This window comes from Stenotrophomonas maltophilia (assembly GCF_006974125.1).
In the GTDB taxonomy this organism is placed as follows: Bacteria; Pseudomonadota; Gammaproteobacteria; order Xanthomonadales; family Xanthomonadaceae; genus Stenotrophomonas; species Stenotrophomonas maltophilia_O.
This window is the reverse complement of record NZ_CP037858.1, coordinates 1,614,204-1,638,910: the sequence shown is the minus strand read 5'-3', so window position 1 is coordinate 1,638,910 and position 24,707 is coordinate 1,614,204. Positions and strand designations below refer to the sequence as shown.

General features: G+C 67.1%; 22 protein-coding genes. 16 read left to right on the top strand and 6 right to left on the bottom strand.

Features of this window, described 5'->3' with window-relative positions:
- Nucleotides 1-131 precede the first annotated feature (131 nt).
- The 4 genes from EZ304_RS07470 (at nucleotide 132) to EZ304_RS07455 (ending at nucleotide 6,875) form a co-directional block, all read left to right on the top strand.
- Entirely contained in the window at nucleotides 132-2,462 is a 2,331-nt protein-coding gene (locus EZ304_RS07470) for a winged helix-turn-helix domain-containing protein (RefSeq protein ID WP_142806690.1), read from the top strand.
- 114 nt (nucleotides 2,463-2,576) lie between these two features.
- Entirely contained in the window at nucleotides 2,577-3,476 is a 900-nt protein-coding gene (locus tag EZ304_RS07465) for a helix-turn-helix transcriptional regulator (protein ID WP_005410939.1), read from the top strand.
- A gap of 49 nt (nucleotides 3,477-3,525) precedes the next feature.
- The gene (locus tag EZ304_RS07460; RefSeq protein WP_006390155.1) at nucleotides 3,526-6,489 is read left to right on the top strand and encodes a TonB-dependent receptor plug domain-containing protein; all 2,964 of its coding nucleotides are present in this window, start codon (nucleotides 3,526-3,528) and stop codon (nucleotides 6,487-6,489) included.
- 179 nt (nucleotides 6,490-6,668) lie between these two features.
- Complete coding sequence (locus EZ304_RS07455; protein ID WP_012512032.1) at nucleotides 6,669-6,875, top strand: hypothetical protein; 207 nt, start codon at nucleotides 6,669-6,671, stop codon at nucleotides 6,873-6,875.
- 57 nt (nucleotides 6,876-6,932) lie between these two features.
- On the opposite strand, the gene EZ304_RS07450 is transcribed toward EZ304_RS07455, so the two are convergent.
- Together EZ304_RS07450 and ppa are read right to left on the bottom strand one after the other, a co-directional pair.
- The gene (locus tag EZ304_RS07450) at nucleotides 6,933-8,054 is read right to left on the bottom strand and encodes an HDOD domain-containing protein (protein WP_099552932.1); all 1,122 of its coding nucleotides are present in this window, start codon (nucleotides 8,052-8,054) and stop codon (nucleotides 6,933-6,935) included.
- Between the two features lie 151 nt (nucleotides 8,055-8,205).
- Nucleotides 8,206-8,742, bottom strand: a complete 537-nt coding sequence (gene ppa, locus EZ304_RS07445) for an inorganic diphosphatase (RefSeq protein ID WP_005410935.1) — start codon at nucleotides 8,740-8,742, stop codon at nucleotides 8,206-8,208.
- Nucleotides 8,743-8,923: 181 nt separating this feature from the next.
- On the opposite strand from ppa, the gene EZ304_RS07440 reads away from it, so the two are divergent.
- From EZ304_RS07440 to EZ304_RS07430, 3 genes are all read left to right on the top strand, one after another.
- A complete protein-coding gene (locus EZ304_RS07440) occupies nucleotides 8,924-9,424 on the top strand; it encodes an RNA polymerase sigma factor (protein WP_014038389.1) in 501 nt (166 codons plus the stop codon).
- Between the two features lie 104 nt (nucleotides 9,425-9,528).
- Complete coding sequence (locus tag EZ304_RS07435; protein WP_142806689.1) at nucleotides 9,529-10,461, top strand: FecR family protein; 933 nt, start codon at nucleotides 9,529-9,531, stop codon at nucleotides 10,459-10,461.
- A gap of 244 nt (nucleotides 10,462-10,705) precedes the next feature.
- Nucleotides 10,706-13,624 carry a TonB-dependent receptor domain-containing protein gene (locus EZ304_RS07430; RefSeq protein WP_142806688.1) on the top strand — a complete coding sequence of 973 codons (2,919 nt, stop codon included), beginning with the start codon at nucleotides 10,706-10,708 and terminating at the stop codon, nucleotides 13,622-13,624.
- A 108-nt stretch (nucleotides 13,625-13,732) separates the two neighbouring features.
- On the opposite strand, the gene EZ304_RS07425 is transcribed toward EZ304_RS07430, so the two are convergent.
- Complete coding sequence (locus EZ304_RS07425) at nucleotides 13,733-13,990, bottom strand: DUF2789 domain-containing protein (protein ID WP_099552935.1); 258 nt, start codon at nucleotides 13,988-13,990, stop codon at nucleotides 13,733-13,735.
- Nucleotides 13,991-14,098: 108 nt separating this feature from the next.
- On the opposite strand from EZ304_RS07425, the gene EZ304_RS07420 reads away from it, so the two are divergent.
- The 5 genes from EZ304_RS07420 to EZ304_RS07400 are packed head-to-tail and all read left to right on the top strand — an operon-like array spanning nucleotide 14,099 to nucleotide 17,051.
- Entirely contained in the window at nucleotides 14,099-14,686 is a 588-nt protein-coding gene (locus EZ304_RS07420; protein WP_099552936.1) for a biliverdin-producing heme oxygenase, read from the top strand.
- Nucleotides 14,687-14,717: 31 nt separating this feature from the next.
- Nucleotides 14,718-15,185 carry a YbaN family protein gene (locus EZ304_RS07415; RefSeq protein WP_142806687.1) on the top strand — a complete coding sequence of 156 codons (468 nt, stop codon included), beginning with the start codon at nucleotides 14,718-14,720 and terminating at the stop codon, nucleotides 15,183-15,185.
- Nucleotides 15,172-15,900: a tonB-system energizer ExbB gene (exbB, locus tag EZ304_RS07410; protein WP_142806686.1), complete on the top strand. Its 729-nt coding sequence runs from the start codon at nucleotides 15,172-15,174 to the stop codon at nucleotides 15,898-15,900. Before EZ304_RS07415 ends, exbB begins: the two co-directional genes overlap by 14 nt.
- 9 nt (nucleotides 15,901-15,909) lie before the next feature.
- Nucleotides 15,910-16,335: a TonB system transport protein ExbD gene (exbD, locus tag EZ304_RS07405; RefSeq protein WP_142806685.1), complete on the top strand. Its 426-nt coding sequence runs from the start codon at nucleotides 15,910-15,912 to the stop codon at nucleotides 16,333-16,335.
- The gene (locus EZ304_RS07400; RefSeq protein ID WP_142806684.1) at nucleotides 16,332-17,051 is read left to right on the top strand and encodes an energy transducer TonB; all 720 of its coding nucleotides are present in this window, start codon (nucleotides 16,332-16,334) and stop codon (nucleotides 17,049-17,051) included. The genes exbD and EZ304_RS07400 overlap by 4 nt, the downstream gene beginning before the upstream one ends.
- 35 nt (nucleotides 17,052-17,086) lie before the next feature.
- Here the strand turns inward: EZ304_RS07400 and EZ304_RS07395 are convergent, their stop codons facing one another.
- Complete coding sequence (locus tag EZ304_RS07395) at nucleotides 17,087-19,114, bottom strand: sodium-translocating pyrophosphatase (protein ID WP_099552941.1); 2,028 nt, start codon at nucleotides 19,112-19,114, stop codon at nucleotides 17,087-17,089.
- A 282-nt stretch (nucleotides 19,115-19,396) separates the two neighbouring features.
- Between EZ304_RS07395 and EZ304_RS07390 the strand changes: the two genes are divergently transcribed.
- Nucleotides 19,397-19,900, top strand: a complete 504-nt coding sequence (locus EZ304_RS07390) for a hypothetical protein (RefSeq protein WP_099552942.1) — start codon at nucleotides 19,397-19,399, stop codon at nucleotides 19,898-19,900.
- 72 nt (nucleotides 19,901-19,972) lie between these two features.
- On the opposite strand, the gene EZ304_RS07385 is transcribed toward EZ304_RS07390, so the two are convergent.
- A complete protein-coding gene (locus EZ304_RS07385; protein ID WP_142806683.1) occupies nucleotides 19,973-20,362 on the bottom strand; it encodes a DUF488 domain-containing protein in 390 nt (129 codons plus the stop codon).
- Between the two features lie 118 nt (nucleotides 20,363-20,480).
- Complete coding sequence (locus tag EZ304_RS07380) at nucleotides 20,481-21,737, bottom strand: 6-phosphofructokinase (RefSeq protein ID WP_099552944.1); 1,257 nt, start codon at nucleotides 21,735-21,737, stop codon at nucleotides 20,481-20,483.
- Between the two features lie 136 nt (nucleotides 21,738-21,873).
- Here EZ304_RS07380 and EZ304_RS07375 point away from each other — a divergent pair, with 136 nt between their 5' ends.
- From EZ304_RS07375 to EZ304_RS07365, 3 genes are all read left to right on the top strand, one after another.
- On the top strand, nucleotides 21,874-22,437 hold the full coding sequence (locus tag EZ304_RS07375; RefSeq protein ID WP_014038375.1) for an adenylate kinase: 564 nt from the start codon (nucleotides 21,874-21,876) through the stop codon (nucleotides 22,435-22,437).
- 328 nt (nucleotides 22,438-22,765) lie between these two features.
- Nucleotides 22,766-24,130: a UDP-N-acetylmuramate:L-alanyl-gamma-D-glutamyl-meso-diaminopimelate ligase gene (mpl, locus tag EZ304_RS07370; protein ID WP_099552945.1), complete on the top strand. Its 1,365-nt coding sequence runs from the start codon at nucleotides 22,766-22,768 to the stop codon at nucleotides 24,128-24,130.
- Entirely contained in the window at nucleotides 24,127-24,705 is a 579-nt protein-coding gene (locus tag EZ304_RS07365; RefSeq protein ID WP_142806682.1) for an LON peptidase substrate-binding domain-containing protein, read from the top strand. The genes mpl and EZ304_RS07365 overlap by 4 nt, the downstream gene beginning before the upstream one ends.
- Nucleotides 24,706-24,707: the final 2 nt, after the last annotated feature.

The following is a 24,707-nucleotide window of genomic DNA, read 5'->3' as shown; positions in this document are numbered from 1 at the left end:
CGTTATTGTTTTTGCGGTATGCGCCGATGCTTTGTGCGGAATCTGGCTTTTCGATGACCCTGTCCAGGGACGGTGGGGACGGTATTGCTGGTGAGCCCTGCCCAGGTCCCGTCCCTACTGTATAGCGGAAAATGAACAGCAGCGAACTCACGCCCATCGAGGCCGACCGCGTGCAGGTCGGCGACTGCGTCATTACCTTGTCCTCGCGTGAGGTCGAGGTCGAAGGCGCGCGCCGTCCGCGGAGGCTGACGCCGAAAGCGCTGGGCGTGCTGCGCGTGTTGATGCGGCAGCCGGGGCGCGTGGTTACCCGTGAAGAGCTGTTTGCCGAGGTCTGGCCCGATACGTTGCCGACCAATGACGTGCTGACCCAGGCCGTCACCCAGCTGCGCAAGGCGTTCGCCAACGACGACGACAACAGCCAGGCCTACATCGAAACCATCGCCAAGAGCGGTTATCGGCTGCTGGTGCCGGTGCAGGCGCTGGACGACTTCGAGCCGGTGGCGGAAGTGGAAGCGGTAGCCGTTGCGGACGCGATGCCGTCGCCGGACGGTACCGGCACGATTCCGGCGATGGCCGTGCCGGCAGCGCCTTCACGCCGGCGCGGCTGGCGCCAGCTGCGCCGCCAGCTGTTGTGGGTGCTGGGTGTGATGATGCTGGCCGCGCTGCTGGTCATGGCCACATTGCTGCTCCGGCGTGGGCCGGAGCCGAGCTCACCGGTGGATGCCGCCGTCGAGAACGGCGTGCGGGTGATCGGCAGCCCGCAGCGTCCCTACCGCCTGATCACCGCCACCAGTGGTTTTGAAACCTATCCCACGCTTTCGCCGGATGGCTCCCAGGTTGCCTACGAAGGCGCCAACGAGGACGGCGCCGGTGGTGGCGCGATCAAGGTGCAGACCTCGGGCAATGCGCCGGCCCGGCAGCTGGCGCTGCCGCCGAAGGGAGCCAGTGACCGCTTCCCGAGCTGGTCACCGGACGGGCGCGAGATCGCTTTTGCCCGCTTTGGAGCCGACGGCGGTTGCCAGGTGCTGATCGCCAGCGCGACCGGCGGCGGTGTGCGCCAGGCGACCCGCTGCGACGGAACCGAACTGCTCAGCTTCGACTGGACTCCGGATGGCCGCGGCCTGGTCTTTGGCAGCATGGTGGGCCGCTATGCCCATCGCGGCATCCGTGTGCTCGACCTGGCCAGCGGCCAGTGGCGGGCGTTGGACTATGCGGTCGACCAGGATGATTTTGACTACGCGCCACGCTACTCGCCCGACGGCAAGTGGCTGGTGTTCGTGCGCAATCCGCAGATGGGCGACCTGTGGCGGATGCCGGCCGGGGGCGGCGAGCTGGAGCAGTTGACCAACGAATCGGCCGAACAGCGTGGCTGGGCCTGGCTGGGCGATGGTCGCAGCATCGTGTTCGGCCGGCGCGTGGACAGCGAGGTGCGGCTGTACTACCTGGACGTCGAGCGCCGCACCCTGCGTGATGCCGGCCTCGACGACGCACAATGGCCTGCGGTGTCACGCCACGGCGACGTGCTGGCCTTCGTTCACCGCCGTGCCCAGTTCGGCGTGTTCAAGGTGCCGATGGCCGGCGGCAGCGCCGAGCGGCTGTTCGCGTCCAGCGGGCGTGACGGGCAGCCGATGGCGGCGCCCGACGGTCGCCAGCTGGTCTTCACATCCGATCGTTCCGGCAGTTTCGCGCTGTGGTGGGCGGACATGCAGCGGCCCGATTCACTGCGGCCGATCGAGGGCCTGCGTCCGGAGGGGCGGCAGGCGCCGGACTGGTCGGCCGACAGCCGCCAGTTGCTGGTGGTCGGGCGTGATGAGCATGGGCGCACCGTGGTCTACGAGATCGCGCCGCGCGACGAGCACCTGCAACCGTTGCCGGTTCCGGTCGATCAGCCCCTGCAGGCCCTGTACGGGGCAACCCCGGAACAGTTGCTGGTGGTCGAGCGCGATGCAGAGCAGCGCACCCGATTGAGCCTGTTCGATCGCAGCGTAACCCCCTGGCGCCGCCTGGCCAGCATCGATGGCGTCTCCCAGGCACGTTTCGATCGGGGTGATGGCCGCGTGCTGTTCACACGCCTGGCGTCCGGCGGTTTGTGGTCGGTGGATGCGGCACTGTCCCCGGCCAGCGTGCAGCAGGTCAGTGAAGACCGGCCCAGCCGATGGCGCTATCGCACCTGGACGGTGGCAGGCACCGGTGGCATCGGGTATCTCGGCAATTCGACCGCGTGCGGTACGACCTTGATCCATATCCAGGCCGGGACCGAAGCCCCCGAGCGCTGCCTGGATCGGCAGCGGCTCAGCGCGGGCAACGGCATCAGTGCCAGCGCCGATGGCCGGGATCTGTACGTCGCCCTGGCGGTCAGCGATGGCGCTGACATCGGCGTCATGCAGCTGCCCCGGTCGGCGCCAGCCCTGTTCCCGGCATTTCTCAAGTCGTTGATCCTGAAGAAAAATATCTCTTCGTGATTTCTTTGTGGAGTTCTCGCCGCGAATTCGTGGCGATCTCGGCGGATTTTCCTGACGGGCTGACACCTGATTAGGCAAAACGGAAGCCTGTATCAGGCAAACCCGTGGTGCCCCATGCGTCAACTCTCGCTGGCCGATCGTGGCCAAACCGTCTCCCTCGACAAGGCGCTCGATGATCTCGCGCCGACCTGCATGGGCGTGGCCCGGCTCGGCAGCCTGCAGACGGCAGGGTCAAGCTTCACGGTCTGGCTGCAGGTCCGGGGCAGCTCCTGGGTGGAAGCCAAGGAAGGGCGTTTCCGCCTGCGCCATGGCGAGTGGATCGCCTTCGAGAAGGAGTCGCGCCCGCTGGTGCAGGCCGGCCGTAACGGACTGTGCGTGGGCCTCAGCCTGAATGCGGAGGCGATGCGGGTGCTGTCCGAGATGGCCGATTGCGGCCTGTATGCCGGTCGTGGTCGCATGAGCCGCGGCGACGCCCGAGTTGCCCTGCGCCTGTGGCGCGATGCGCTCGACAGCGGCCTGCCCGCGCAGGCGCTGCGGCCGCTGCTGTTGCATCTGGCCGGCCTGCAGCGTGATCTGGCCGACAACGTACAGCGCTGCCCCGGTCGCTCACGCAGCCGCAAGCGCCAGGTGTTCGGCCGCATGCAGCGTGCCCGCCTCTATCTGGAGGGCAACAGCCACAGGGTGGTGCGGATCGGCGAACTCGCCGAACTGACCAACTTCTCCAGCTGGTACCTCTCCAAGACCTTCCAGAGCCTTTATGAAGAGAGCCCCCAGTCGCTTTCGGCACGGTTGCGCCTGGAGCGGGCCGCCGATCTGCTGCGCGACACCGACATGATGGTGGGCGAGGTCGCCGCAGCCAGCGGATTCGACAACTGCTGCAGCTTCGCCCGGGCCTTCCGTGCCCGTTATGGGCAGTCTGCTTCCCGGTTCAGGGAAAACGGCGGCTTGCTCCCGCCACACTCTGCAAAGTCTACGGTTGGGTCGCGCAAATACAGCATCGCAACGCAATCGTAACGTGCTGGAGCGTTTTAACACGCTACTAACACGTACCTTGGAGAGATTGATGAACGTTCGCACCCCTGCCGTGCGGCTGGGCCTGCTGCCCGCCGGCATCGCGCTGGCGCTGGCACCGGCATTTGCTTCCGCACAGGAAGCCAGTGCCCCGACCACCCTTGATCGCCTGGAAGTCACCGGCTCCCGCATCCGCTCGGTGGATGTGGAAACCTCCCAGCCGGTCCTCACCGTAAGCCATGAGGACATCCAGCGTTCGGGCCTGGTCAGCGTCGGCGACCTGCTGCAGAACCTGTCCGTGGCAGGCACCCAGACCTTCAGCAAGGCGGCCGTGCTGGCGTCCAACCCGGAACAGGGCGGCCAGTACGTCAGCCTGTACAACCTGGGTGAGCAGCGCACGCTGGTGCTGGTCAACGGCAAGCGCTGGAGCACCAGCCTGGCCGGCTTCACCGACATGTCGACCATCCCGACCTCGCTGATCGAGCGCATTGAAGTCCTGAAGGACGGCGCCTCGGCGATCTACGGTTCCGACGCCATCTCCGGCGTGGTCAACATCATCCTGCGCAAGAACTTCGACGGCGCCGAGGCCAGTGCCTATTACGGCCAGAACAGCCACGGCGACGGTTCCAAGACCCAGTACAGCCTGACCCTGGGTGCCACCGGCGAGCGCTCCTCGATCGTGTTCGGCGCGAACTACATCAAGGAAGATCCGGTGTGGGCCAAGGATCGTGGCCTGACCCAGTACTCCTATGGCCAGGGCCACAAGGAAGACGGTCTGAGCCCGGCGGGCCCGTGGGGCCGCTTCACCGATCCGCGTGCCGAAGGCACCGCCGGTGCTGGTGAATACAACAAGGCTGGCAAGTGGGTCCCGAACACCTGGGTGGTCAACCACACCGGTTCGTGGGACACCCCGGTCGGCGTTGGCCAGCCGTCGAACAACTTCAACAACTACCACCTGATTGGTCTGGACGACTACTACAACGCCTCGCAGCAGATGATGCTGAACCAGGGCGCTGAGTCGAAGACCATGTTCACCTCGGCCAGCTACGACATCAACGACAACCTGCGTCTGAAGTCGACGGCGATGTACTCCGAGCGTGACTCCAAGCGCCAGATCGCCGGCTACCCGCTGACCGGCACCTCGCAGCCGCAGTTCCCGGTGGCGATCAGCAAGGACAGCATCTACAACCCGCTGGGCAACTGGGCCAACCCGGGCGCCGGCGTTGACATCGGTGGCTGGGGCCGTCGTATCTTCGAACTGCCGCGCATCACCCAGAACAACGTCAAGTCGCTGCACTTCGACGCGGCCCTGGAAGGCAACTTCGACTTCAACAACCGTCCGTTCGACTGGGATGTGGGCATCAACTACAACCAGTTCGATGTGACCCAGACCAGCTCGGGCAACATCAACCTGCTGGCACTGAAGAACGCCCTCGGCCCGTCGTTCATCAACGCCAACGGCGTCGCCCAGTGCGGCACCGCTGCCAACCCGATCGCGCTGGGCACCAGCCCGGGCAGCTGCGTCCCGTTCGACCTGCTGGGCGGCGCCAGCGCCGCGACCCCGGATGCGCTGAAGTACATCAACACCCTGCTGAACTCGACCGGCCAGAGCAAGAGCAAGCAGTACTTCGCCAACATCACCGGTTCGCTGTTCGACATGCCGGGCAATGCGGGCGAGTTCGCCTTCGCTGCCGGTTACGAGCATCGTGAAGTGTCGGGCTACGACCACCCGGACGCGCTGTCCTCCTCGGGTTACACCACCGAGCTGGCCGCCCAGCCGACCGAAGGCAAGTACAAGACCAACGAGTTCTACCTGGAACTGATGGTGCCGCTGCTGCGTGACCTGCCGGGTGCCAAGGAGCTGTCGCTGGATATCGCCAGCCGCTACTCGGACTACGACAAGTTCGGCAACACGGTCAACAGCAAGTTCAGCGTGACCTGGAAGCCGATCGACGACCTGCTGGTGCGTGCGACCTACGGCGAGGGCTTCCGTGCCCCGACCCTGGACGACACCTTCGGCGGTGGTTCGCAGACCTTCGACAAGTTCACCGATCCGTGTGATGCCGTGTTCGGCCAGCGCAGCAACCCGGCCGTTGCCGCCCGTTGCGGTGCTGAAGGCCTGGCGTCCGACTTCCGTCAGACCGACGCTGCTGGTCGTCCGATCAGTGCCCGTGACACCCAGGGCAACAACCCGTTCAACTCGGGCGTGGGCAACGACAAGCTGCAGCCGGAAACCAGCAAGACCCGCACCGCGGGCCTGGTGTGGAGCCCGAGCTTCGTCAGCGGCCTGAACGTCTCGCTGGACTGGTACAAGATCACCGTGGACAACGTGATCACCGCGCTGTCGGCGAACTACGTGCTGAACCAGTGCTACCAGAACGGTGTGCAGGCCTTCTGTGACCAGTACAGCCGTGGCGACGTTGCCAATGGCCAGCAGGTCACCGGCCTGAGCCGCGGCAATGCCAACCTGGGTTCGCTGGAAACCGAAGGCTACAACTTCGGCGTCCGCTACCGTATGCCGGAATACAGCTTCGGTACCCTGTCGTTCAACCTGGACACCAACTACCTGACCAGCTTCCGTCAGCAGGCCACCAAGGGCGCTGCATGGGATGACTACGCAGGCTACTGGAACTACCCGCGTGTCCGCGGCACCCTGGCAACCACCTGGACCAAGGGCGACCTGTCGGCCACCTGGACCATGCGTTACTACGGCGGCTTCCGCGACTTCTGCTACGACCAGGAAAATGGCCTGGAGTGCAACCAGCCGGATTACTACACCGAGAACGGTGGCTGGACCGGCGGCCTGGGTGCCAACAAGAAGGGCGCGATCGTCTATCACGACATCTCGGCCACCTGGCAGGCCCCGTGGAACGGCAGCGTGACCGTCGGTGCCCGCAACGTGTTCGGCAAGACCCCGCCGATCACCTACGCGGTGACCAACGCCAGTGCCGTGCAGCTGGACCCGATGCTGGATTACGACCGCTTCCTGTTCATCCAGTACAACCAGCGCTTCTGATCCATCGAAGCCTGAAGGCAATACGAGGAGGGCGGGCCGCAAGGCCCGCCCTCTTTGCGTTTGGCAGGGCCGGGTCGGGAAACTCTGAATCGGGCGGTTCAGCGACAGAGGTCACGCTTGTCGCAACTGGACCGCTGGTACGTTCACAGAGGTCCATTCCGGACCAAGGAGAGCGCGAAATGAAGAACGCGATGCCACGGATGTTCGCTGCGGCGGTTCTCGCCGTCCTGAGCCTGGCCGGCAGTGTGTCGGCCGGTCCGCTGGTGTGTGCCAATGGCCGCTATTGCGCGGAGGTGCGCAGCAACTGCATCAAGGCCGGTGAGGATGCGGCGTACTGCCAGTTCCTGTTCGAGCGCTGCGTGTACGACCACTGCGCGCAGCCCTGATGCAACGAAGGCGCGTCCCTGCGGGCGCGCCTTCATCGCATGCATTGCCGGTGGAACTCAGGCTTCGCTGGGCGTGAGCCCCATCAGGCTGTTGGCATGCTCGCGCCACTGCGGCAGTTTGTTGAGCACGCCCGCGCGCTGCAGGTAGTCCTCGTCCACCGGATCGCCATTGACCAGCGCCAGGGCCACGTGCACGGCGCCGGTCACCCAGAAGCTGCGCGTGTTCGCACGCTGCGGCTGCAGGTGGAACGCCACCGCCTCGATGATCGGCATCGGCAGGCCCCACAGGCCCAGCAGGTAGGCGCCGGCTTCGGCATGGCCCGGGCGGGCATCTCCGGCCAGCGACGGCTCGGTGCGTTCGTTGCGTACGCCGGGCAGCAGCAGGCCGATATCGGCCAGCAGTGCCGCGGTTGCGCCCAGTTCGGCACTGGATTCGGGCAGCAGGCGTGCGGCCAGCCGCGAGGCGAGCAGGGCGCGCTGCTGCAGCGAGTTGCGTTCGGCGGTCGACAGCGTCGGTGCCGAGAACACTTCGCTGGCCAGGACCAGGTCGCGCAGTGTTGCCAGGCCCAATCGGGTCACCGCGGTGCGCAGGTCGGCGATGGTGCGACCCTGGCTGAAGAACGCCGAATTCGACAACTGCAGCACCTTGGCGGCGATGGCAGGATCGGCGGCCACCAGCTTGGCGACGTCGGCGCTGTCGGCATCGTCGTCATGCTCCAGCGCCTGGGTCAGGCTCAGGTACAGATGCGGCGGCGACGGCAGTTTCTCGATGCGGCCGATGGCATCGCGCAGGCGCGGGCTGTCCAGCACTTCGCGCAGCTCTTCCAGGCTGGTCAGCGCTTCCAGCAGCACTTCCGGTGCCAGCGGCAACGGCAGGAAACGGTGGGCAACACCAATGAGGCGCGCCGGTGGTGGCCGGTTGCCATGCTGGGCGTCCACCAGCGCGATGCGGATGGTTTCCGGACGCAGCGTCCGGATCTGCCCCAGCAGCGTGGTGGCATTGAGGTCCGGCAGCTGCGGGCAGACAATCACCGCGTCCACGCCCTGCGTGGCCACCGCGGTCATCGCGGTCTGGCCATCGGTGGCGGTCAGCGGCTGCCAGTCTTCCCCAAGATCGGCAATGAATTCGGTCAGCTCAGCCGGCAGGCTGGCTGCATCCCCTACAAGCAGAATACGCACGACACATTCCCCTGGCTGTCTCGACGGTGGATGTCGATGACGTGTGAAGTGACGCAATTTACCTAATACCACGGCAAGAGTGATGTGCCGTCATCATGAAACGTGACCCGCATCGCTCCGGCAGGGCATGCCGGAGCGATCCGGTTCAGGCTCAGGCCTTGCTGTCGAGATGGCGCTGGTGCGCCTCGATCAGAATCTGCTTGGCCTCAGCGGCGCCGCCCCAACCGTCGAGCTTGACCCACTTGCCCTTCTCCAGGTCCTTGTAGTGCTCGAAGAAGTGGCCGATGCGCTCCAGCCAGTGGCTGGACACCTGGGCGATGTCTTCGACGTGGGCGTAGCCACTGAAGATCTTCGACACCGGCACGGCCAGGATCTTCTCGTCGCTGCCCGCTTCATCGCTCATCTTCAGCACGCCGACCGGACGGCAGCGCACGACCGAGCCCGGCACCAGCGGCAGCGGCAGCACCACCAGCACGTCGGCCGGATCGCCGTCGCCACACAGGGTGCTCGGCACGTAGCCGTAATTGCACGGGTAACGCATCGGGGTGGACAGGATGCGGTCGACGAAGATCGCGCCGGTTTCCTTGTCCACTTCGTACTTCACCGGCTCCGAGTCCTTCGGAATCTCGATGATGACGTTGATTTCTTCCGGCGGGTTCTTGCCGGGCGAGACGAGTTCCAGACCCATGGTCGTGCTCCAGGTGGGGGATATAGACGGATAGCCCCCCATTTTATGCCTTTGCCGGGCGCTGTGCAGGGGAGGGGGCTGACCGCAGGGCGGGGCAGGGGTTCATGGATGCGAACGTGACTGATTCTCATTAACGGAGTAGCATGCGCGACGCCTTCCGCCTGTTGTCCCGGTTCCGCGCATGTCCTCCAATGCTGCCTCCCTCACTGAACTGCTGATCCGCGAGCGCCCTGCGCTGCTGCGTCGGGTACAGCGCATCCTTGGGGGCGACAACGGCGCCGAGGACGTGATCCAGGCCGTGTGGTTCAAGGCCCGCGGGGTTGACGACAGCCAGGCCATCGACAACCCGCGCGCCTATCTGTACCGGCTGGCCGCCAACCTGGCCACCGACCACGGCCGCGAATCGACCCGGCGCAACCGCCTGCTGGCCGACCATTACCTGTGGGGACCGGACGAGGTGATCTCGACCGAGGAACAGGCGATGGCCCAGGACGAGCTGCAGCGGGTGCTCGACGCGGCGGGACACCTGCCGGAGCCGACCCGCACCATCTTCCGGCTCAACCGCCTGCAGGGCCTGACCCAGGCCGAGATCGCACGCCGCCTGGGCGTGTCGGTGACCACCGTCGAGAACCACGTGCGCACCGCCTTGCAACGCCTGGCCTGGGCGCGCAGCGGCCGATGATCGCCCCGGCTTGGGGCTGGCCCGCGCTGAAACGTCTTGATCACTGGACCGTAGATGCGGTCTAGTTCCCCCGCCCGCGCTTGAATGCGCCTGTCTGCCAGCCGATGAGCCCGCCGAACATGCTGCCCGCCGCCAATGACGATGCCCTGGCCGAACAGGCCCGGGGCTGGATCGCGTGGCTGGCCGCAGGCGATATCAGCGATGTGCGCATGGATGAGTTCGAACACTGGCTGCAACAGCCTGGGCACCGTCGCGCCTTCGAGCACGAGCGCGCGCTGTGGCGCAGTGTCGGGCCGCGGCCGCAGTCTGCGCGCACCGAGCGACGGCGTCCGAAGCGGTTGCGATGGGCAATGGCCGCTGCGGCAGCACTGGTGATGCTGGTGGCATGGCCGGAAGCCTGGCTGCGCCTGCGGGCCGATCACCGTAGTACGCATGTGGTGCAGGACGTACGGCTGCCCGATGGCAGCCGGGCGGTGCTGGATGCGGACAGCGCGATCGCCGTGCGGTTCGATGCGGATGCACGCCAGATCGAGCTGCTGCGCGGGCGCGCCTGGTTCGAGGTCAGCCCGGATGCTCAGCGGGGTTTCAGCGTGCGCGCGGGCAATGGCGTGGTCGAGGATATCTCGACCGCGTTCTCCGTCGCACGCGACAGCGACCAGGTGGAAACCGAGGTCGGACAGGGCAGGGTGCGCGTGGCCAGCCCGGTTGACGGTGGCTGGACGTACCTGCAGGCGGGCCAGCGTGCCCACTATGGCGAACACAGTGGCGTGACGCGCCTGCGGGATGTGGCCGCCGACAGCGTCGGCGCGTGGCGGCAGGGCGAACTGCTGCTGGAGCAGGCCAGTGTTGCCGATGCCGTGCGGTGGGTGGGGCGTTACCGCGCCGGCCCGACCTTCGTGCGCGGCGATCTGTCGCGGCTGCCGGCGGTCAGTGCGGCGCTGCGCATCGATCGCCCGGAACAGGCACTGGACGCGCTGGCGGCAACCGCAGGCCTTCAGGTCACCCGCCTGCCGCTCGGCGTCGCCATCGTCCAGTAGATCCACGCCATGCGTGGATGATCATTGCGGCGATCCCGATGTGCCGGCCAACGGTCGGCACCCACCGCTACAACCAGGCGGCCAACGATCGGCAACTGCCGCGACTGGAAATCCACCTTGGGACTGTCGCGCGCCCAACCGTCTTACCCCGCGAACGTACCCGCCGCCGCCACGTACGTCGCCGTGTCCGCCTGTGTTGCGGATGACGCCGCGCCTGCGGCACCGATTACCTGACAGGTTCCCCATGTTCGACTCCCACCGCCCGGGCCGCGCGCTGCGCCCGTCCCGCCTGTGCATCGCCCTGCTGGCCGCCGGCCTGGCCGGCGCCGCCCCGTCCGTGCTGGCACAGAGCGCCACCGGCAACCACGCCGCCGTGCAGCGCTTCGACATTCCGGCACAGCCGCTGGACGAAGCGCTGCGCAGCTTCATGCGCCAGTCCGGCGTACAGGTCGTGTACCCGGCCACCCTCGCCCAGGGAGTAACCTCGCGCGCAGTCAACGGCAGCCTGTCGGCCAACGAGGCGCTGCAGCTGCTGCTGCAGGGCAGCGGGCTGGCGATGCGCCGGGTCAGTGCCGACGCGGTCACCCTGGAAGCGGCAACGCCGGTACAGGCCGACGGCGGCGTGATCGTCACCGATACGCTCAGCGTGGCCGGCGACCGTGTCGACGGCGGCGCAGGCAGCGACGAAGCGCGACTGCTCGACAGCTACCGCAGCGCGGGATCCACTACGACGATCAACCGCACGCAGCTGGAGCGTTTCCGCGGCACCTCCAACGGCGACATCGTCAAGGGCGTGGCCGGTGTCACCGCCGGTGACCCGCGCGTGGGCAATGGGTTCGACGTCAACATCCGTGGTATCCAGGGCCAGGGCCGCGTGCCGGTGATCATCGATGGTGGCCAGTCCAGCATGGATACCTACCGTGGTTATGCCGGCCAGTCGCAGCGCACCTACCTCGATCCGGACCTGATCTCCAGCCTGACCATCACCAAGGGTCCGAGCCTGCAGGCCAATGCGTCCGGTGGCATCGGCGGCGTGGTTGAGATGGAGACGCTGAAGATCGGTGACGTGCTGCGCGAGGGGCGCGACTTCGGCGTGCGCGTGCGTGGTGGCCTGGCCAATGCCAGCGCCAACAACCTGCCGGCTTACAGTGCCGCGCCGCGCACCGATCGCAACGCCACCGGCAGCCAGTTCTTCAACGTGGCCGGCGCCGGTCACTGGGACCGCTTCGACCTGGTTGCCGCCTATGCCTACCGCGATAATGGCAACTACTTTTCCGGCAAGCACGGCTATGATGATTTCCCGCAGACCCGTCGTACGCTGGCACCGCTGAATCCGCCGCGCACTGAGGTGTTCAATACCTCGTCGCGTTCGAAGTCGGCGCTGCTCAAGGGCACCTGGCGCATCGATGACGCGCAGACGCTGGAAGCCGGCTACCGCCGCTACGAAGGCACCGCCGGCGAGATCATGGCCTCGCAGATCATCCGCGTCGAACGGGACCGCATTCCGCAATGGGATCCGGGCCACGTCGACATGGACAGCTACACCCTGCGCTATCGTTTCAATCCGGACAGCGAGCTGATCGACCTGCGCGTCAATGCCGCGTACACCGATACCGACAGCGTGATGTACAACAGCCTGACCGGCATCACCCCGTGGTACTTTGACCGCCGCACCGAGTGGTATGACGCCCCGAGCTTCAGCGGCGACCCCGGTTACAAGGATGCGTATCGCAACCCGCTGCGGCAGAAGCGCCTGAACCTGGATGCCAGCAACACGTCCAGGTTCGACACCCGTGCCGGCGCGTTCACGCTGGACTACGGCCTGTCCTACAGCGATGAAGACATTGCACCGGGCAGCTCCGGCCCGGTCATGCACGATGACCTGGTCAACAACCGCTTCCTGCGCAATGCCGAGCGCAAGGAATACAGTGCCGTGGCGTCGCTGAAGTGGCAGCCCGACGAACACTGGGAGCTGCTGGCCGGTGGCCGCTGGAACCGGGTGGATGTGCACGACCGCAACCGCCTGGCCACGCCGGATGCCTACGAGGTGCAGGGCCAGTACCGCTATACCGAGCTGCTCAACGGCAACCCGGCGCTGCCGTCGTGGCGAGCCAAGCGCATCGCGCTGCTGAACTGGTATCCGGACGCCAACGGCAATTTCACCCAGGCCTCGCTGCTGGCGTCGCCGTACAAGAAGGGCACGGTGGGCGACATCGCGGGCTGGAACTTCTACGACGCCGGCAAGCCGCAGGATCTGGAAGTGCCGGTCAGCTGGACCTGGTCGCAGCCGATCCGCCGTCGCGACACCGCGTTCTCGCCGACCGCCAGCGTCGCCTACCGCTTCAGCGAAGACACCATGGTCTACGTGAAGTACGCCGAAGGCACCAAGCTGCCGAGCCTGTTCGAGACCACGCTGGGCCTGTTCACCGCCGCCAAGCCGGTGGGCGAGCTGAAGCCGGAGCGCGCGCGCAGCTGGGAAATCGGTGCCAGCACCATCCGCTACGACCTGTTCACTGCCGGTGACCGCCTGGCGCTGAAGCTGGCGTACTTCGATACCCGCATCGACGACCTGATTACCCGTGACTACCGCACGCTGTCGGCGGGCCTGATCCGTAACGTCGACCAGTTCAAGGTCTCGGGCATGGAGTTCCAGTCCAGCTATGACAGCGGCAAGGTGTTCGCCGATCTGTCCGCGCACTACTACTTCAAGGCCAAGACCTGCGCGCCGGACATCGCCGCCGAGCGTCGCGCCTATGGTGCACAGCGCAGGAACGGCGAGCTGGCCAACACGCCCGACTGCGTGGACGGCGGCTTCGAGGGCTCGTACACCAATACCCAGAACCCACCGCGCTACATGGTCAACCTGACCCTGGGCTCGCGCCTGTTCGACGAGCGCCTGACCTTCGGCACCCGCGTGGTCCACAACGCCGGCCCGATCAGCAAGCTGGACAAGGACTGGAACGTGGGCCTGTCGGCGATCCAGCAGCTGTACCGGCCAACCACGCTGGTGGATCTCTTTGCCAGCTGGAGCTTCAACGACCAGTGGTCGGTGGAAGCGGGCGTGGACAACCTGACCGACCGCTACTATCTGGATCCGCTCGCCCTGGGCGTGATGCCGGCCCCGGGCCGCACCGCGCGCCTGGCGTTGACCTGGAAGTACTGATCGCGCATCCACGCGTGACGTGGTTCTACCGGACAACGGGTAGCGCCGGGTCACGCCCGGCGGATCGCGCAGATGAAACGACAGCGCCGGGCCATGCCCGGCGTCTGTTTACAGCCCGGTCGAAGCCTTCACCGCATCTTCGTGCAGCGACTCGTTCAGCTCGTCCACCACGGTGCTCCATGCCGCATCGGCCTGCAGCGATTCAGACAGGAACTGGCGCTGGGCATCGTTCCAGTAGGGCGCCTCGACCACTTCGACATCGGTGGCCAGCTGGTGCTCGCGGATGAAGCGGGCGATGCCCTCGGCGCTGGCGTCCAGGCCCAGCTGCAGGAACAGGTTGGTCATGCGCGGTTCGGTGGTGATCATCGTCGGTTCCGGGTGGAAAAAGGGGATGGCCCATTATCGGTGCACACGGGCTTGGGGAAAGCCCCGTGGCAGACGTCTACAGCAGGACGACCCCCTTGGCATTCCCCCATGAACGCACACATCGCTCCCGAAGACAGCCGCAGCCTGCGGCTCAAGGCCGCTACCCGCGACAGCCACGGTGCCCTGGACAAGCGCATCATGGCCGGCGATATCTTCGCCGACCGCAGCAATTTCGCCCGTTTCCTGCGCGTGCAGTATCGCTTCCACCGCAGCATCGATGCGCTGTATGCCAACCCTGCGCTGGACGCACTGCTGCCCGATCTCGGTGAGCGCCGGCGCCTTGGACAGGTCGCACGCGACCTGCAGGACCTGGAGCAGACCCTGCCAGGCGCGGACATCGACGCGCTGCCCTCGGACCTGGCACTGCCGGCTGCGTTGGGCTGGCTGTACGTGGCTGAAGGCTCCAACCTGGGCGGCACCATTCTGTACAAGATGGCTGCCAAGCTCGGCCTGGACCGTGATTTCGGCGCCCGCCACCTGGCCGCGCATCCGGATGGCGCGGCGCGCCACTGGCGTGAGTTCACCGCTGCGCTGGACGCGGTACCGCTGAGTACCGAGCAGGAGCAGCAGGTGATCGATGCGGCCGACGCCGCGTTCCGCAGCGTGCACGGCCACGTCGAAGTGGAATTCGCATGATGCACGGCGCGCGCCTACAGGTGCAGCGCTGATGCGCTGGCTCTGGTTCGCGCTGGGTTGGCTGATGGTCGGCCTGGGGGTGATCGGCGCGTTGTTGCCGGTGATGCCGACCACCATCTTCCTGATCCTGGCCGTGGGCTGCTTCGCGCGCAGCTCACCGAAGTTCGAGCAGCGCCTGCTGGCGCATCCGCGCTATGGCCCGTCGCTGCGGCTGTGGCGTGAGCAGGGTGCGGTGTCGCGCAAGGGCAAGGCGTTCGCCAGTGCCGGCATGGCGGTGGGCTTCGCGCTGTTCTGCTGGGGCGCGCATCCGTCGTGGCGCCTGCTGTTGGGCGTGGGCCTGTTCTTCGCGGTCAGCGCCGGCTATGTGCTCAGCCGTCCGGCTCCGCGCATGGAGCCCACGCCACTGGTGGAAGTGGACGACGCCAATGATCCGCGCGCGGCCCGTCGTCGCGCAGCGCCCTCTGATGCTGATGGAAACCGAGACGATGCTGCCTGCTGACCTGGCCCCTGTGGCCGCCCCCGCATTGACCCCGTGGGGCATGTACCTGGCCGCCGAGGTGGTGGTGAAAGCCGTGATGATCGCGCTGGCACTGGCGTCGCTGGCCACCTGGACCGTGCTGCTGGCCAAGGGCTGGGAGCTGGCCCGACAGGCCCGGCAGCTGCGTGCGGCGCGCGCGCTGTTGCTGCAGTCCGCACAGTTGCCGGCGCAGAGCGAAGAGGCATGCCTGCAGCAGGGCACCGCACGGGCGATGCTGGACGCCGCACGCACCGAACTGCGGCTGTCGCAGGCGTTGGACAGCGGCGAGGGCATCAAGGAGCGCGTGGCCTCCCGCCTTGACCGCATCGAACTGGAAACCGCACGCGTTCAGCGGCGCGGTATCGGCGTGCTCGCCAGCATCGGTGCGGTGGCGCCGTTCGTCGGGCTGTTCGGCACGGTGTGGGGCATCATGAACAGCTTCATTGGCATTGCCCACAGCAACACCACCAACCTGGCGGTGGTCGCACCCGGCATCGCCGAGGCCTTGCTGGCCACCGCGCTCGGCCTGGTCGCGGCGATTCCGGCGGTACTGGTCTACAACCACTTCAGCCGCGTGCTGGCCGGCCTGCGGGGTCTGCTCGGCGATCTGTCGGCGGCCGTGCAGCAGCTGGTCTCGCGCGATCTTGATCGTGCCGTGCCGCGTACCGCAGCGGCACCGCTGCGTGCGGTGCACTGAGGCGTAACGATGGCGATCAGGACCGCGTCCGACCGCGACGATGCGCCCGAAGAAGCGCACGAGATCAATGTCACGCCCTTCATCGACGTGATGCTGGTGCTACTGATCATCTTCATGGTGGCCGCACCGTTGGCCACCGTATCAGTGCCAGTGCAGCTACCGGCCAGCAGCGCCAGCGCTACGCCGCCGGAACAGGCACCGGTGTATGTGACCGTGCAGGCCGATCTGTCGCTGCGCGTTGGCGAACAGTCCGTGGCGCGCGACGGACTGGCCGCTGCATTGCAGGCCGCCACCCGCAGTGACACCGCGCAGCGTATCTTCCTGCGCGCCGATACCCGTGTGCCCTACGGCGAACTGATGGCCACGCTGGATGCATTGCGTGCGGCGGGTTACCTGAAGGTGGCGCTGGTCGGCCTGGAGCAGGGCGCACGATGAGTGGACTGCGGCGCTGGGCGACCAGCCTGGCGATCGTGCTGCTGGTGCACGCGCTGTTGATCGGCGCGGCCTGCTGGTGGGCGACGCGCGCACCGGTGCTGGCTGCGACGGCGCCGCCGGCCGCGCTGATGCTGGAACTTGCGCCGATGGCACAGGCACCGCCGGTGCCGCCGCGCGAGGTCGCCACCGGTCCGCTGCAGCAGCAACAGCAGCGGCAGGCGCCGAAGCCGGCCCTGCGCGAGCAACCGAAGGCGCCGGTGCAGCCGCAGGGTGACCTGCCACTGCCGCGTACACCGGAGCCGACGCCCTCGCCGGACACCGCCGACGCCAACGTCGCGCAGACCAGCGCACCGCCGCAGGTGGCCGCCGACGCGGCCGCGCGCTACACCGCACCGCAGACCACGGCGGGTGAGCGCAGTCGTGCCGAGGCAACCTGGGAAGGACGCCTGCTCGGGCATCTGCAGAAGCATCGGCGCTATCCGCGCCAGGCCGAGCGGCTGCGCCAGCAGGGCGTGGTCTACGTGCGCTTCGCAGTAGCCCGCGATGGCACGGTCTCGGGTTTGAAACTGGGCCGCAGCAGTGGCTTCGCGCTGCTCGACCAGGAGACGCTGGATACCGTGCAGCGTGCCAGCCCGGTCCCGGCGCCGCCGGCCGAAGTGGCCGGCGACCCGGTGGAAGTGATGGTGCCGGTGTCGTTCTTCCTGCGCGGGCGGTGACCGGGCCAGGCCCGTCATCCACGCATGGCGTGGATCTACAGCAGCGGCACCAGCAGCAGCGCCACGATGTTGATGATCTTGATCAGCGGATTGATCGCTGGGCCGGCGGTGTCCTTGTACGGGTCACCGACGGTATCGCCGGTCACCGCGGCCTTGTGCGCCTCGCTGCCCTTGCCGCCGAAGTGGCCGTCCTCGATGTACTTCTTGGCGTTGTCCCAGGCACCGCCGCCGGTGGTCATCGAGATGGCCACGAACAGGCCGGTCACGATGGTGCCGATCAGCAGCCCGCCGAGCGCGCGTGGCCCCAGCAGCAGACCGACCACCACCGGCACGGCGACCGGCAGCAGCGAAGGCACGATCATTTCGCGGATCGCCGAGCGGGTCAGCATGTCCACCGCCTTGTCGTACTGCGGCTTCCCTGTGCCTTGCATGATGCCGGGGATCTCGCGGAACTGGCGACGCACTTCTTCCACCACCGCACCGGCGGCGCGGCCGACCGCTTCCATCGCCATCGCACCGAACAGGTAGGGAATCAGGCCGCCGATCAGCAGGCCGATGATCACCGTGTGGTCACTGAGGTCGAAGCGGAATTCCTGGCCGGGGTTGGCGGCCTGCAGGTTGTGGGTGTAGTCGGCAAACAGCACCAGCGCCGCCAGCGCCGCCGAGCCGATCGCATAGCCCTTGGTCACCGCCTTGGTGGTGTTGCCCACCGCATCCAGTGGATCGGTGATGTCGCGGATCTCCGAGGGCAGCTCGGCCATTTCGGCGATGCCGCCGGCGTTGTCGGTGATCGGTCCATAGGCATCCAGGGCGACGATCATGCCGGCCATCGACAGCATCGCGGTGGCGGCGATGGCGATGCCGTACAGGCCACCCAGCGCGAACGCCCCCCAGATCGCCGCACACACCGCCACCACCGGCAGCGCGGTGGATTTCATCGAGATGCCGAGGCCGGCGATGATGTTGGTGCCGTGGCCGGTGGTCGACGCCTGCGCCACGTGCTGCACCGGCTTGTACTGGGTGCCGGTGTAGTACTCGGTGATCCACACGATCAGGCCGGTCAGCACCAGGCCGATCAAGGCGCAGCCATACAGCGCCATCGGCCCGTGCACGTTGTCGGACATCAACCCGGTGGTGATCGGGTAGAAGGCAATGGCGGCCAGCACGCCGGAGACGATCACGCCCTTGTACAGCGCGCCCATGATCGAGCCGCCTGGCTTCACCTTGACGAACAGCGCACCGATGATCGAGGCGATGATCGAAACGCCGCCCAGCACCAGCGGATACAGCACGGCGTTGGCGCCTGCCTCGGCCAGCATCAGGCTGCCCAGCAGCATGGTGGCGATGACGGTGACTGCATAGGTCTCGAACAGGTCGGCGGCCATGCCGGCGCAGTCGCCGACGTTGTCACCGACGTTGTCGGCGATCACCGCCGGATTGCGCGGATCGTCTTCGGGAATGCCGGCTTCCACCTTGCCGACCAGATCGGCGCCGACGTCGGCACCCTTGGTGAAGATGCCGCCGCCCAACCGCGCGAAGATCGAGATCAGCGAGGAGCCGAAGGCCAGGCCGACCAGCGCGTGCAGCGCCTGTTCCATCGGCAGGCCCATCCGCAGCAGCAATGCGTAGTAACCGGCCACACCCAGCAGGCCCAGGCCGACCACCAGCATGCCGGTGATGGCGCCGCCGCGGAAGGCGACGTCCATTGCGGCGCTGATGCCGTGGCGTGCAGCTTCGGCAGTGCGTACGTTGGCGCGTACCGACACGTTCATGCCGATGTAGCCGGCCGCGCCGGACAGCACCGCGCCGACCGCGAAGCCGATCGCGGTGTACCAGCTGAGGAACACACCGACCAGCACGAACAGCACCACACCGGCCACGCCGATGGTCAGGTACTGGCGGTTGAGATAGGCACGCGCACCTTCCTGGATCGCGGTGGCGATCGCGATCATGCGTTCATTGCCGGTGGGTTGGCGCAGGATCCAGCGCGCCGAGACGATTCCGAACAGGATCGCGAGAATGGCGCAGCCCAGCGCCAATGACAGCCCGTGACGTTCCAGCATTAGACCCCTCCGCAGAATGGATGTAGGCATCCAGTGGCGATGAACGGCACCACGAGGGGGACGACGGGCTGCAGCCTGGAACCAACCCGTACCGACCTTGGTGGTCGTCCGACGTATGGCGGTGTTCAGCATTCCCTGGTACCCGCAGTATGCGTGCACCCGCGGCTGGATGGTAGCGCCGGGCCGCGCCCGCCGGGCGTCGCCGCTGCTCGACCCACGCGCCTTTGCACCCCGTTAAGCCAATCTCTGCAAGCCTGCGCGCAGTCCTGAAGGAGATTCCCCATGCGCTTGTCCCTGTTGATGCTCGCCGCCCTTGCCCCGGCGCTGCCGGCCTTCGCGGCGGAAACCCCGGAACTGCAGCGTGCCGTGGGTGCACCGCAGGCGGTAGGCGCGGTGCATACGCTGCGGCAGATCCCCGAGGCCTGTGCGCGCCTGGAAGGTGCATTCACCGGGCAGGCGGCCGAGCCGTATCGCTTCTCTGCGGTGCGTACGAGCGAACAATGCCAGCCGCGCGCGCGCTTCGTCGACTACGCCAAGGCGCAGCCAAGTGCCGGCAAGGGCTGGAAGCTCAATGATGTGATCCGCGTGCCCAGTGCTGCGTGCCCGGCACAGCAGGCGGTGGTGCGCGTGTGGCGGCTGCCGTCGAGCAACAAGGTCGAGCTGGACGGGCAGGGCCAGTCGCGCATCTACCTGGAAGAGGCGAAGAAGCAGGCCGCTGCCGGCCAGATTCCGCAGGTGACCATGTTCGCCGCGCAGCTGCAGATGGAAGGCAAGGCCTGCAATTGAAATTGCGTGGGCGGTGTACCCAAGCGGTCATCCACGGGTAGTGCCGGCCGCTGGCCGGCAACCCTGCAATCATCACTCCGCCAGCGTCGCCCCACGCGCCACCAGCAGCTCGCGCAGGGCCTTGCGGTGGCAGTGCGCCTCATCCTCGCAATAGCACCCCACGCTGATGTCACTGTGCTGCGACATCGCAGCCAGCAGGTCCAGCGCGTGGGCGGCATCGGGCGTCTTCATCTCGGTCGTGTAGTGGCGGAAGAATGAATTCCAGTCGGCGGCCGTTCTCGCCTCGTGCGCCTGCTTCACCAGTGCCGCGCTGGGCGACAGTGTCGGGAACCAGACGTCATACCAGTCCTGCCGGGCGAACTCGCTGCGCGGCACACCGCGCGGTGGCCGCCGCACGGTACCGATGCGCAGGCCCTCGCCGGGAGCGCGCGGCGAACCCAGTCGAACAACACGCAGTGCCATGATGCTCCTCCACAAAAAGGGGACGGAGGGGATTAAGTCGTATCCGACCCACTACTGACGCTGTTGGAGATGACGGAGGGGCGTATGCGACTTAATCCCCTCCGTCCCTTTTTCCGGGTCAGCCCTCGAAGCGTGGCAGCTTCTGCTTCACCGCCACGTTCTTCAGCGTGACGTATTTCGGCAGGCCGTCGGCGCCGTAGGGCAGCGGCGCTTCACCCTTGATCAGCGGCGACAGGTAGGCGCGCGCCTTGGCGGTGATGCCGAAGCCATCGCGGCGGATGAAGCCGGCCGGCATCTTCTTCTCGTGGTTGGCGATCTTCGACAGCGGCGCCGCTTCGATCTTCCAGCGGTACGGTGCGTCGCTGCTGCGCACGATCACCGGCATCACGCCGTTCTGGCCCTTCAGCGCCAGCTGCACGGCAGCCTTGCCGACCGCCTGCGCCTGCTCCCAGTCGGTCTTGCTGGCCAGGTGGCGGGCCGAGCGCTGCAGGTAGTCGGGCAGTGCCCAGTGCACCTTCAGGCCCAGCTGGTCCTTGACCCGTCCGGCCAGGTGCGCGGCCACGCCACCCAGCTGCGAGTGGCCGAACGAGTCCTTGCCGCCGCCGGCGTCGGCAACGAAGCGGCCATCGGCGGTGGCGATGCCTTCCGACGCCACCACTACGCAGTAGCCGACGCGCTCGACCACCGCCTTCACCTTGGCCAGGAACGCGGCCTCGTCGTAGGCGCGCTCGGGCAGCAGGATGATGTGCGGCGCTTCGTCATCACCGTTGCCAGCCAGGCCAGCGGCGGCGGCCAGCCAGCCGGCGTGGCGGCCCATCGCCTCGTAGATGAAGACGCGGGTGGAGGTTTCGGCCATCGCCGCCACGTCCAGTGCTGCCTCGCGCACCGACACCGCGGTGTACTTGGCCGCCGAGCCGAAGCCGGGGCAGGTGTCGGTCACCGCCAGGTCGTTGTCGATGGTCTTGGGCACGCCGATGCAGGTCAGGTCGTAGCCGGAGGCCTTGGCCAGCTGCGAGACCTTCAGCGCGGTATCGGCCGAGTCGTTGCCGCCGTTGTAGAGGAACCAGCGCACGTCGTGGGCACGCAGCACTTCCAGTAGGCGGTCGTAGCGGGCACGGTCGGCGTCCAGCGATTTCAGCTTGACCCGGCACGAGCCGAAGGCGCCGCCCGGGGTATGGGCGAGGGCGCGGATCGCCGCAGCGCTCTCCTTGCTGGTGTCGATCAGCTCTTCGCGCAGCGCGCCGAGGATGCCGTTGCGCGCGGCCAGGACCTTGATGCCCTTGGCCCGGGCCTGCTCGATCACCGCCGCCGCCGTGGCGTTGATGACTGCGGTGACACCACCGGATTGGGCGTAGAGGAGAGTACCGTTGCGCATGCGTCTACCTGCTCGGGGGAAAGGACATTGCAGGGACATTACCCGGATGCGGTAAAGTGGCGCTATTGCGGTGCAGCGATACCGGTCCGTCCGGGGCGCGAACCTTCTTTGTTTTCAACACGTTGGAGTCAGGTCAATGCGATTGGTTCTGTTGGGACCGCCCGGTTCGGGCAAGGGGACACAGGCGACGCGCCTGAAGGAAAAGCTGGGGATCGCCCACATTTCGACCGGTGACATGCTGCGCGCGGAAATCGCCGCGGGCACGGAGCTGGGCAAGCAGGCCAAGACGGTGATGGATGCCGGCAACCTGGTGTCGGACGACATCCTGCTGGGCATGCTGGAGTCGCGCCTGACCCAGGCCGATGTCGCCAAGGGCTTCATCCTCGATGGCTACCCGCGCAATGTGGCCCAGGCCAACGCGATGGACGGCCTGCTGGCCAAGATCGGCCAGCCGCTGGATGCCGTGGTGCAGCTGGACGTGGCCACCGAGCTGCTGGTCGACCGCATCGCCGGTCGCGCCAAGGAGCAGGGTCGTGCCGACGACAATCCGGAAGCGGTGCGCCAGCGCCTGCAGGTCTACAACGACCAGACCGCCCCGGTGGTCGACTTCTACGCCGGCCGTGGCACCCTGGCCCGCGTCGACGGCGTCGGTGAACTGGACGAGATCGAAGCCCGCATCCTGGCGGCGATCAAGGCCTGATCCGGTGGGGCCGGCCTGCCGCCAGCCCTTCGGGCGCAAAAAACACAGGCCTGGTCCGCGAGGATCAGGCCTGTGTCGTTTCATAGGCGCCAGCAGAGGGCTTGCTCAGGGCCCCGCAGCATGAGCTCCCTTGGGGATGGCCTCTTGGGGAGTAGGACCGGTTCGGGTACTGCGGCTGGCAGTTCGAATTGTGTCCGGGTTCACAGAACATCGCTATCGGGAATTCCCTGACAGAAGATTGGAGTTTTCTCACATCCGGTGTAGGACTTGTCTTACCCGGGGGCGGACATTGGCCCTATACAGCCGTCATCGGTCACAATCCCCGGTCATGAGCAGCGTACATATCCTTGCAATCGCCGGCACCTTCATGGGCGGCGTGGCCGCCCTGGCGCGGGAACTCGGCCATACGGTCAGTGGCAGCGACCAGGCCATCTACCCGCCGATGTCGACCCAGCTGGAACAGCTGGGCATCACCCTGGACCAGGGCTATCGCGCCGACAGCGTGCCGGCCGGAACCGATGAAGTGGTGATCGGCAACGCGCTCTCGCGCGGCAATGCGGCCGTGGAGGCCGTGCTCGACGCCGGCCAGCGCTACATTTCGGGTGCGCAGTGGCTGTCCGAACAGGTACTGCCGGGCCGCGACACCCTGGCCGTGGCCGGCACCCATGGCAAGACCACCACCACCACCATCCTCACCTGGCTGCTGGAAAGCGCCGGGCGCTCCCCGGGTTTCCTGATCGGCGGCGTGGCCGAGGATTTCGGCGTTTCCGCGCGCCTGGGCCAGGGCCGCGAATTCGTGGTCGAGGCCGATGAGTACGACACCGCCTTCTTCGACAAGCGCAGCAAGTTCGTGCACTACCGGCCGCTGGTGGCCATCCTCAACAACCTTGAATACGACCACGCCGACATTTTCCCGGATGTGGCCGCGATCCAGCGCCAGTTCCACCATCTGGTGCGCACCGTGCCGGCGCGTGGCCGCCTGATCGTCAACGGCGAGGATCAGCACCTGGCCGAGGTGCTGGCGATGGGCTGCTGGACCCCGGTCGAGCGCTTCGGTTTCGACCCGTCCCTGGAATGGCATGCGGAACTGCTGGCTGCCGATGGCAGCGCGTTCCGTGTGCACCATCGCGGGCAGGCGCTGGGCGATGTGCAGTGGTCATTGCTTGGCCGTCACAACGTGCTCAACGGCCTGGCCGCGCTGGCCGCTGCACATGCAGTGGGCGTGGCGCCGTCCGAGGTGATCCCGGCGCTGGCGCGTTTCCGCAGCGTCAAGCGCCGCATGGAAGTGATCGGCAGCCACGACGGCATCACCGTCTACGACGATTTCGCCCATCATCCGACCGCGATTGCCACCACGCTGGAAGGCCTGCGTGCCAAGGTGGGCGATGCGCGCATCGTGGTTGCAATGGAGCCGCGCAGCAATTCGATGCGTCTGGGCGCCCATGCGCAGGCGCTGGCGCCCTCGCTGGCGCTGGCCGACGAAGTGGTGTTCCTGCACCGCCCGGAACTGGCCTGGGATGCCGCCGCTGTGATCGCCGCGGTGCGTGGTGAAGCGCACGCGGTGCCGGATACCGCCGCGCTGCTGGCGCAGCTGCAGGCCAGCGCGCGCAGCGGCGACCACGTGGTGTTCATGTCCAATGGTGGCTTCGACGGCGCACCGCGCCGCTTCCTTGCCGCGCTGCAGGCCCGATGAGCAGCGATACGTTACTGCCACTGTTTCCGCTGCACACCACGCTGGTGCCGGGTGCAGCGGTGGGCCTGCGCGTGTTCGAGCGGCGCTACCTTGATCTGGTGCGCGACAGCGGCCGTAGTGGCGAAGGCTTTGGTGTCTGCCTGATCCTCGACGGCCAGGAAGTGGGGGCACCGGCAACACCGGCGGCCTACGGCGTGCAGGTGCGCATCGAAGACTTCGATGTCGGCGCCGACGGCGTGCTGCAGCTGCGCCTGCGCGGCACCCGCCGCTTCCATGTCGAGCGCACCCGCGTGCGCGACAATGGCCTGGTGGTGGCCGATGTGCGCTGGTGCGAGGAAGACCCCGATGACGAACTGCGGCCGCAGCATGCACTGCTGGCCACGGTGCTGGGGCACATCATCGAGCAGGCCGGTGAGGCCTATGCGCCGGCCAATCCGGCGCTGCTGGACCAGGCCAGCTGGGTCGGCTGGCGGCTGGCCGAGCTGCTGCCGCTGAGCGAGCAGCAACGTTTGCAGCTGCTGCAGCTGGATGACCCGCACCAGCGGTTGCAGCAGTTGCTGGGCTGGATGCCGTAGAA

Coding starts and splice junctions, on each gene's coding strand:
- EZ304_RS07470 (WP_142806690.1), top strand. CDS start 132: ATGAACAGCAGCGAACTCACGCCCATCGAGGCCGACCGCGTGCAGGTC.
- EZ304_RS07455 (WP_012512032.1), top strand. CDS start 6,669: ATGAAGAACGCGATGCCACGGATGTTCGCTGCGGCGGTTCTCGCCGTC.
- EZ304_RS07395 (WP_099552941.1), bottom strand. CDS start 19,114: ATGCTGGAACGTCACGGGCTGTCATTGGCGCTGGGCTGCGCCATTCTC.
- EZ304_RS07385 (WP_142806683.1), bottom strand. CDS start 20,362: ATGGCACTGCGTGTTGTTCGACTGGGTTCGCCGCGCGCTCCCGGCGAG.
- EZ304_RS07430 (WP_142806688.1), top strand. CDS start 10,706: ATGTTCGACTCCCACCGCCCGGGCCGCGCGCTGCGCCCGTCCCGCCTG.
- EZ304_RS07365 (WP_142806682.1), top strand. CDS start 24,127: ATGAGCAGCGATACGTTACTGCCACTGTTTCCGCTGCACACCACGCTG.
- EZ304_RS07380 (WP_099552944.1), bottom strand. CDS start 21,737: ATGCGCAACGGTACTCTCCTCTACGCCCAATCCGGTGGTGTCACCGCA.
- EZ304_RS07415 (WP_142806687.1), top strand. CDS start 14,718: ATGCGCTGGCTCTGGTTCGCGCTGGGTTGGCTGATGGTCGGCCTGGGG.
- EZ304_RS07435 (WP_142806689.1), top strand. CDS start 9,529: ATGAGCCCGCCGAACATGCTGCCCGCCGCCAATGACGATGCCCTGGCC.
- EZ304_RS07420 (WP_099552936.1), top strand. CDS start 14,099: ATGAACGCACACATCGCTCCCGAAGACAGCCGCAGCCTGCGGCTCAAG.
- mpl (WP_099552945.1), top strand. CDS start 22,766: ATGAGCAGCGTACATATCCTTGCAATCGCCGGCACCTTCATGGGCGGC.
- exbD (WP_142806685.1), top strand. CDS start 15,910: ATGGCGATCAGGACCGCGTCCGACCGCGACGATGCGCCCGAAGAAGCG.
- EZ304_RS07400 (WP_142806684.1), top strand. CDS start 16,332: ATGAGTGGACTGCGGCGCTGGGCGACCAGCCTGGCGATCGTGCTGCTG.
- EZ304_RS07465 (WP_005410939.1), top strand. CDS start 2,577: ATGCGTCAACTCTCGCTGGCCGATCGTGGCCAAACCGTCTCCCTCGAC.
- EZ304_RS07460 (WP_006390155.1), top strand. CDS start 3,526: ATGAACGTTCGCACCCCTGCCGTGCGGCTGGGCCTGCTGCCCGCCGGC.
- EZ304_RS07425 (WP_099552935.1), bottom strand. CDS start 13,990: ATGATCACCACCGAACCGCGCATGACCAACCTGTTCCTGCAGCTGGGC.
- ppa (WP_005410935.1), bottom strand. CDS start 8,742: ATGGGTCTGGAACTCGTCTCGCCCGGCAAGAACCCGCCGGAAGAAATC.
- EZ304_RS07390 (WP_099552942.1), top strand. CDS start 19,397: ATGCGCTTGTCCCTGTTGATGCTCGCCGCCCTTGCCCCGGCGCTGCCG.
- exbB (WP_142806686.1), top strand. CDS start 15,172: ATGCTGCCTGCTGACCTGGCCCCTGTGGCCGCCCCCGCATTGACCCCG.
- EZ304_RS07375 (WP_014038375.1), top strand. CDS start 21,874: ATGCGATTGGTTCTGTTGGGACCGCCCGGTTCGGGCAAGGGGACACAG.
- EZ304_RS07440 (WP_014038389.1), top strand. CDS start 8,924: ATGTCCTCCAATGCTGCCTCCCTCACTGAACTGCTGATCCGCGAGCGC.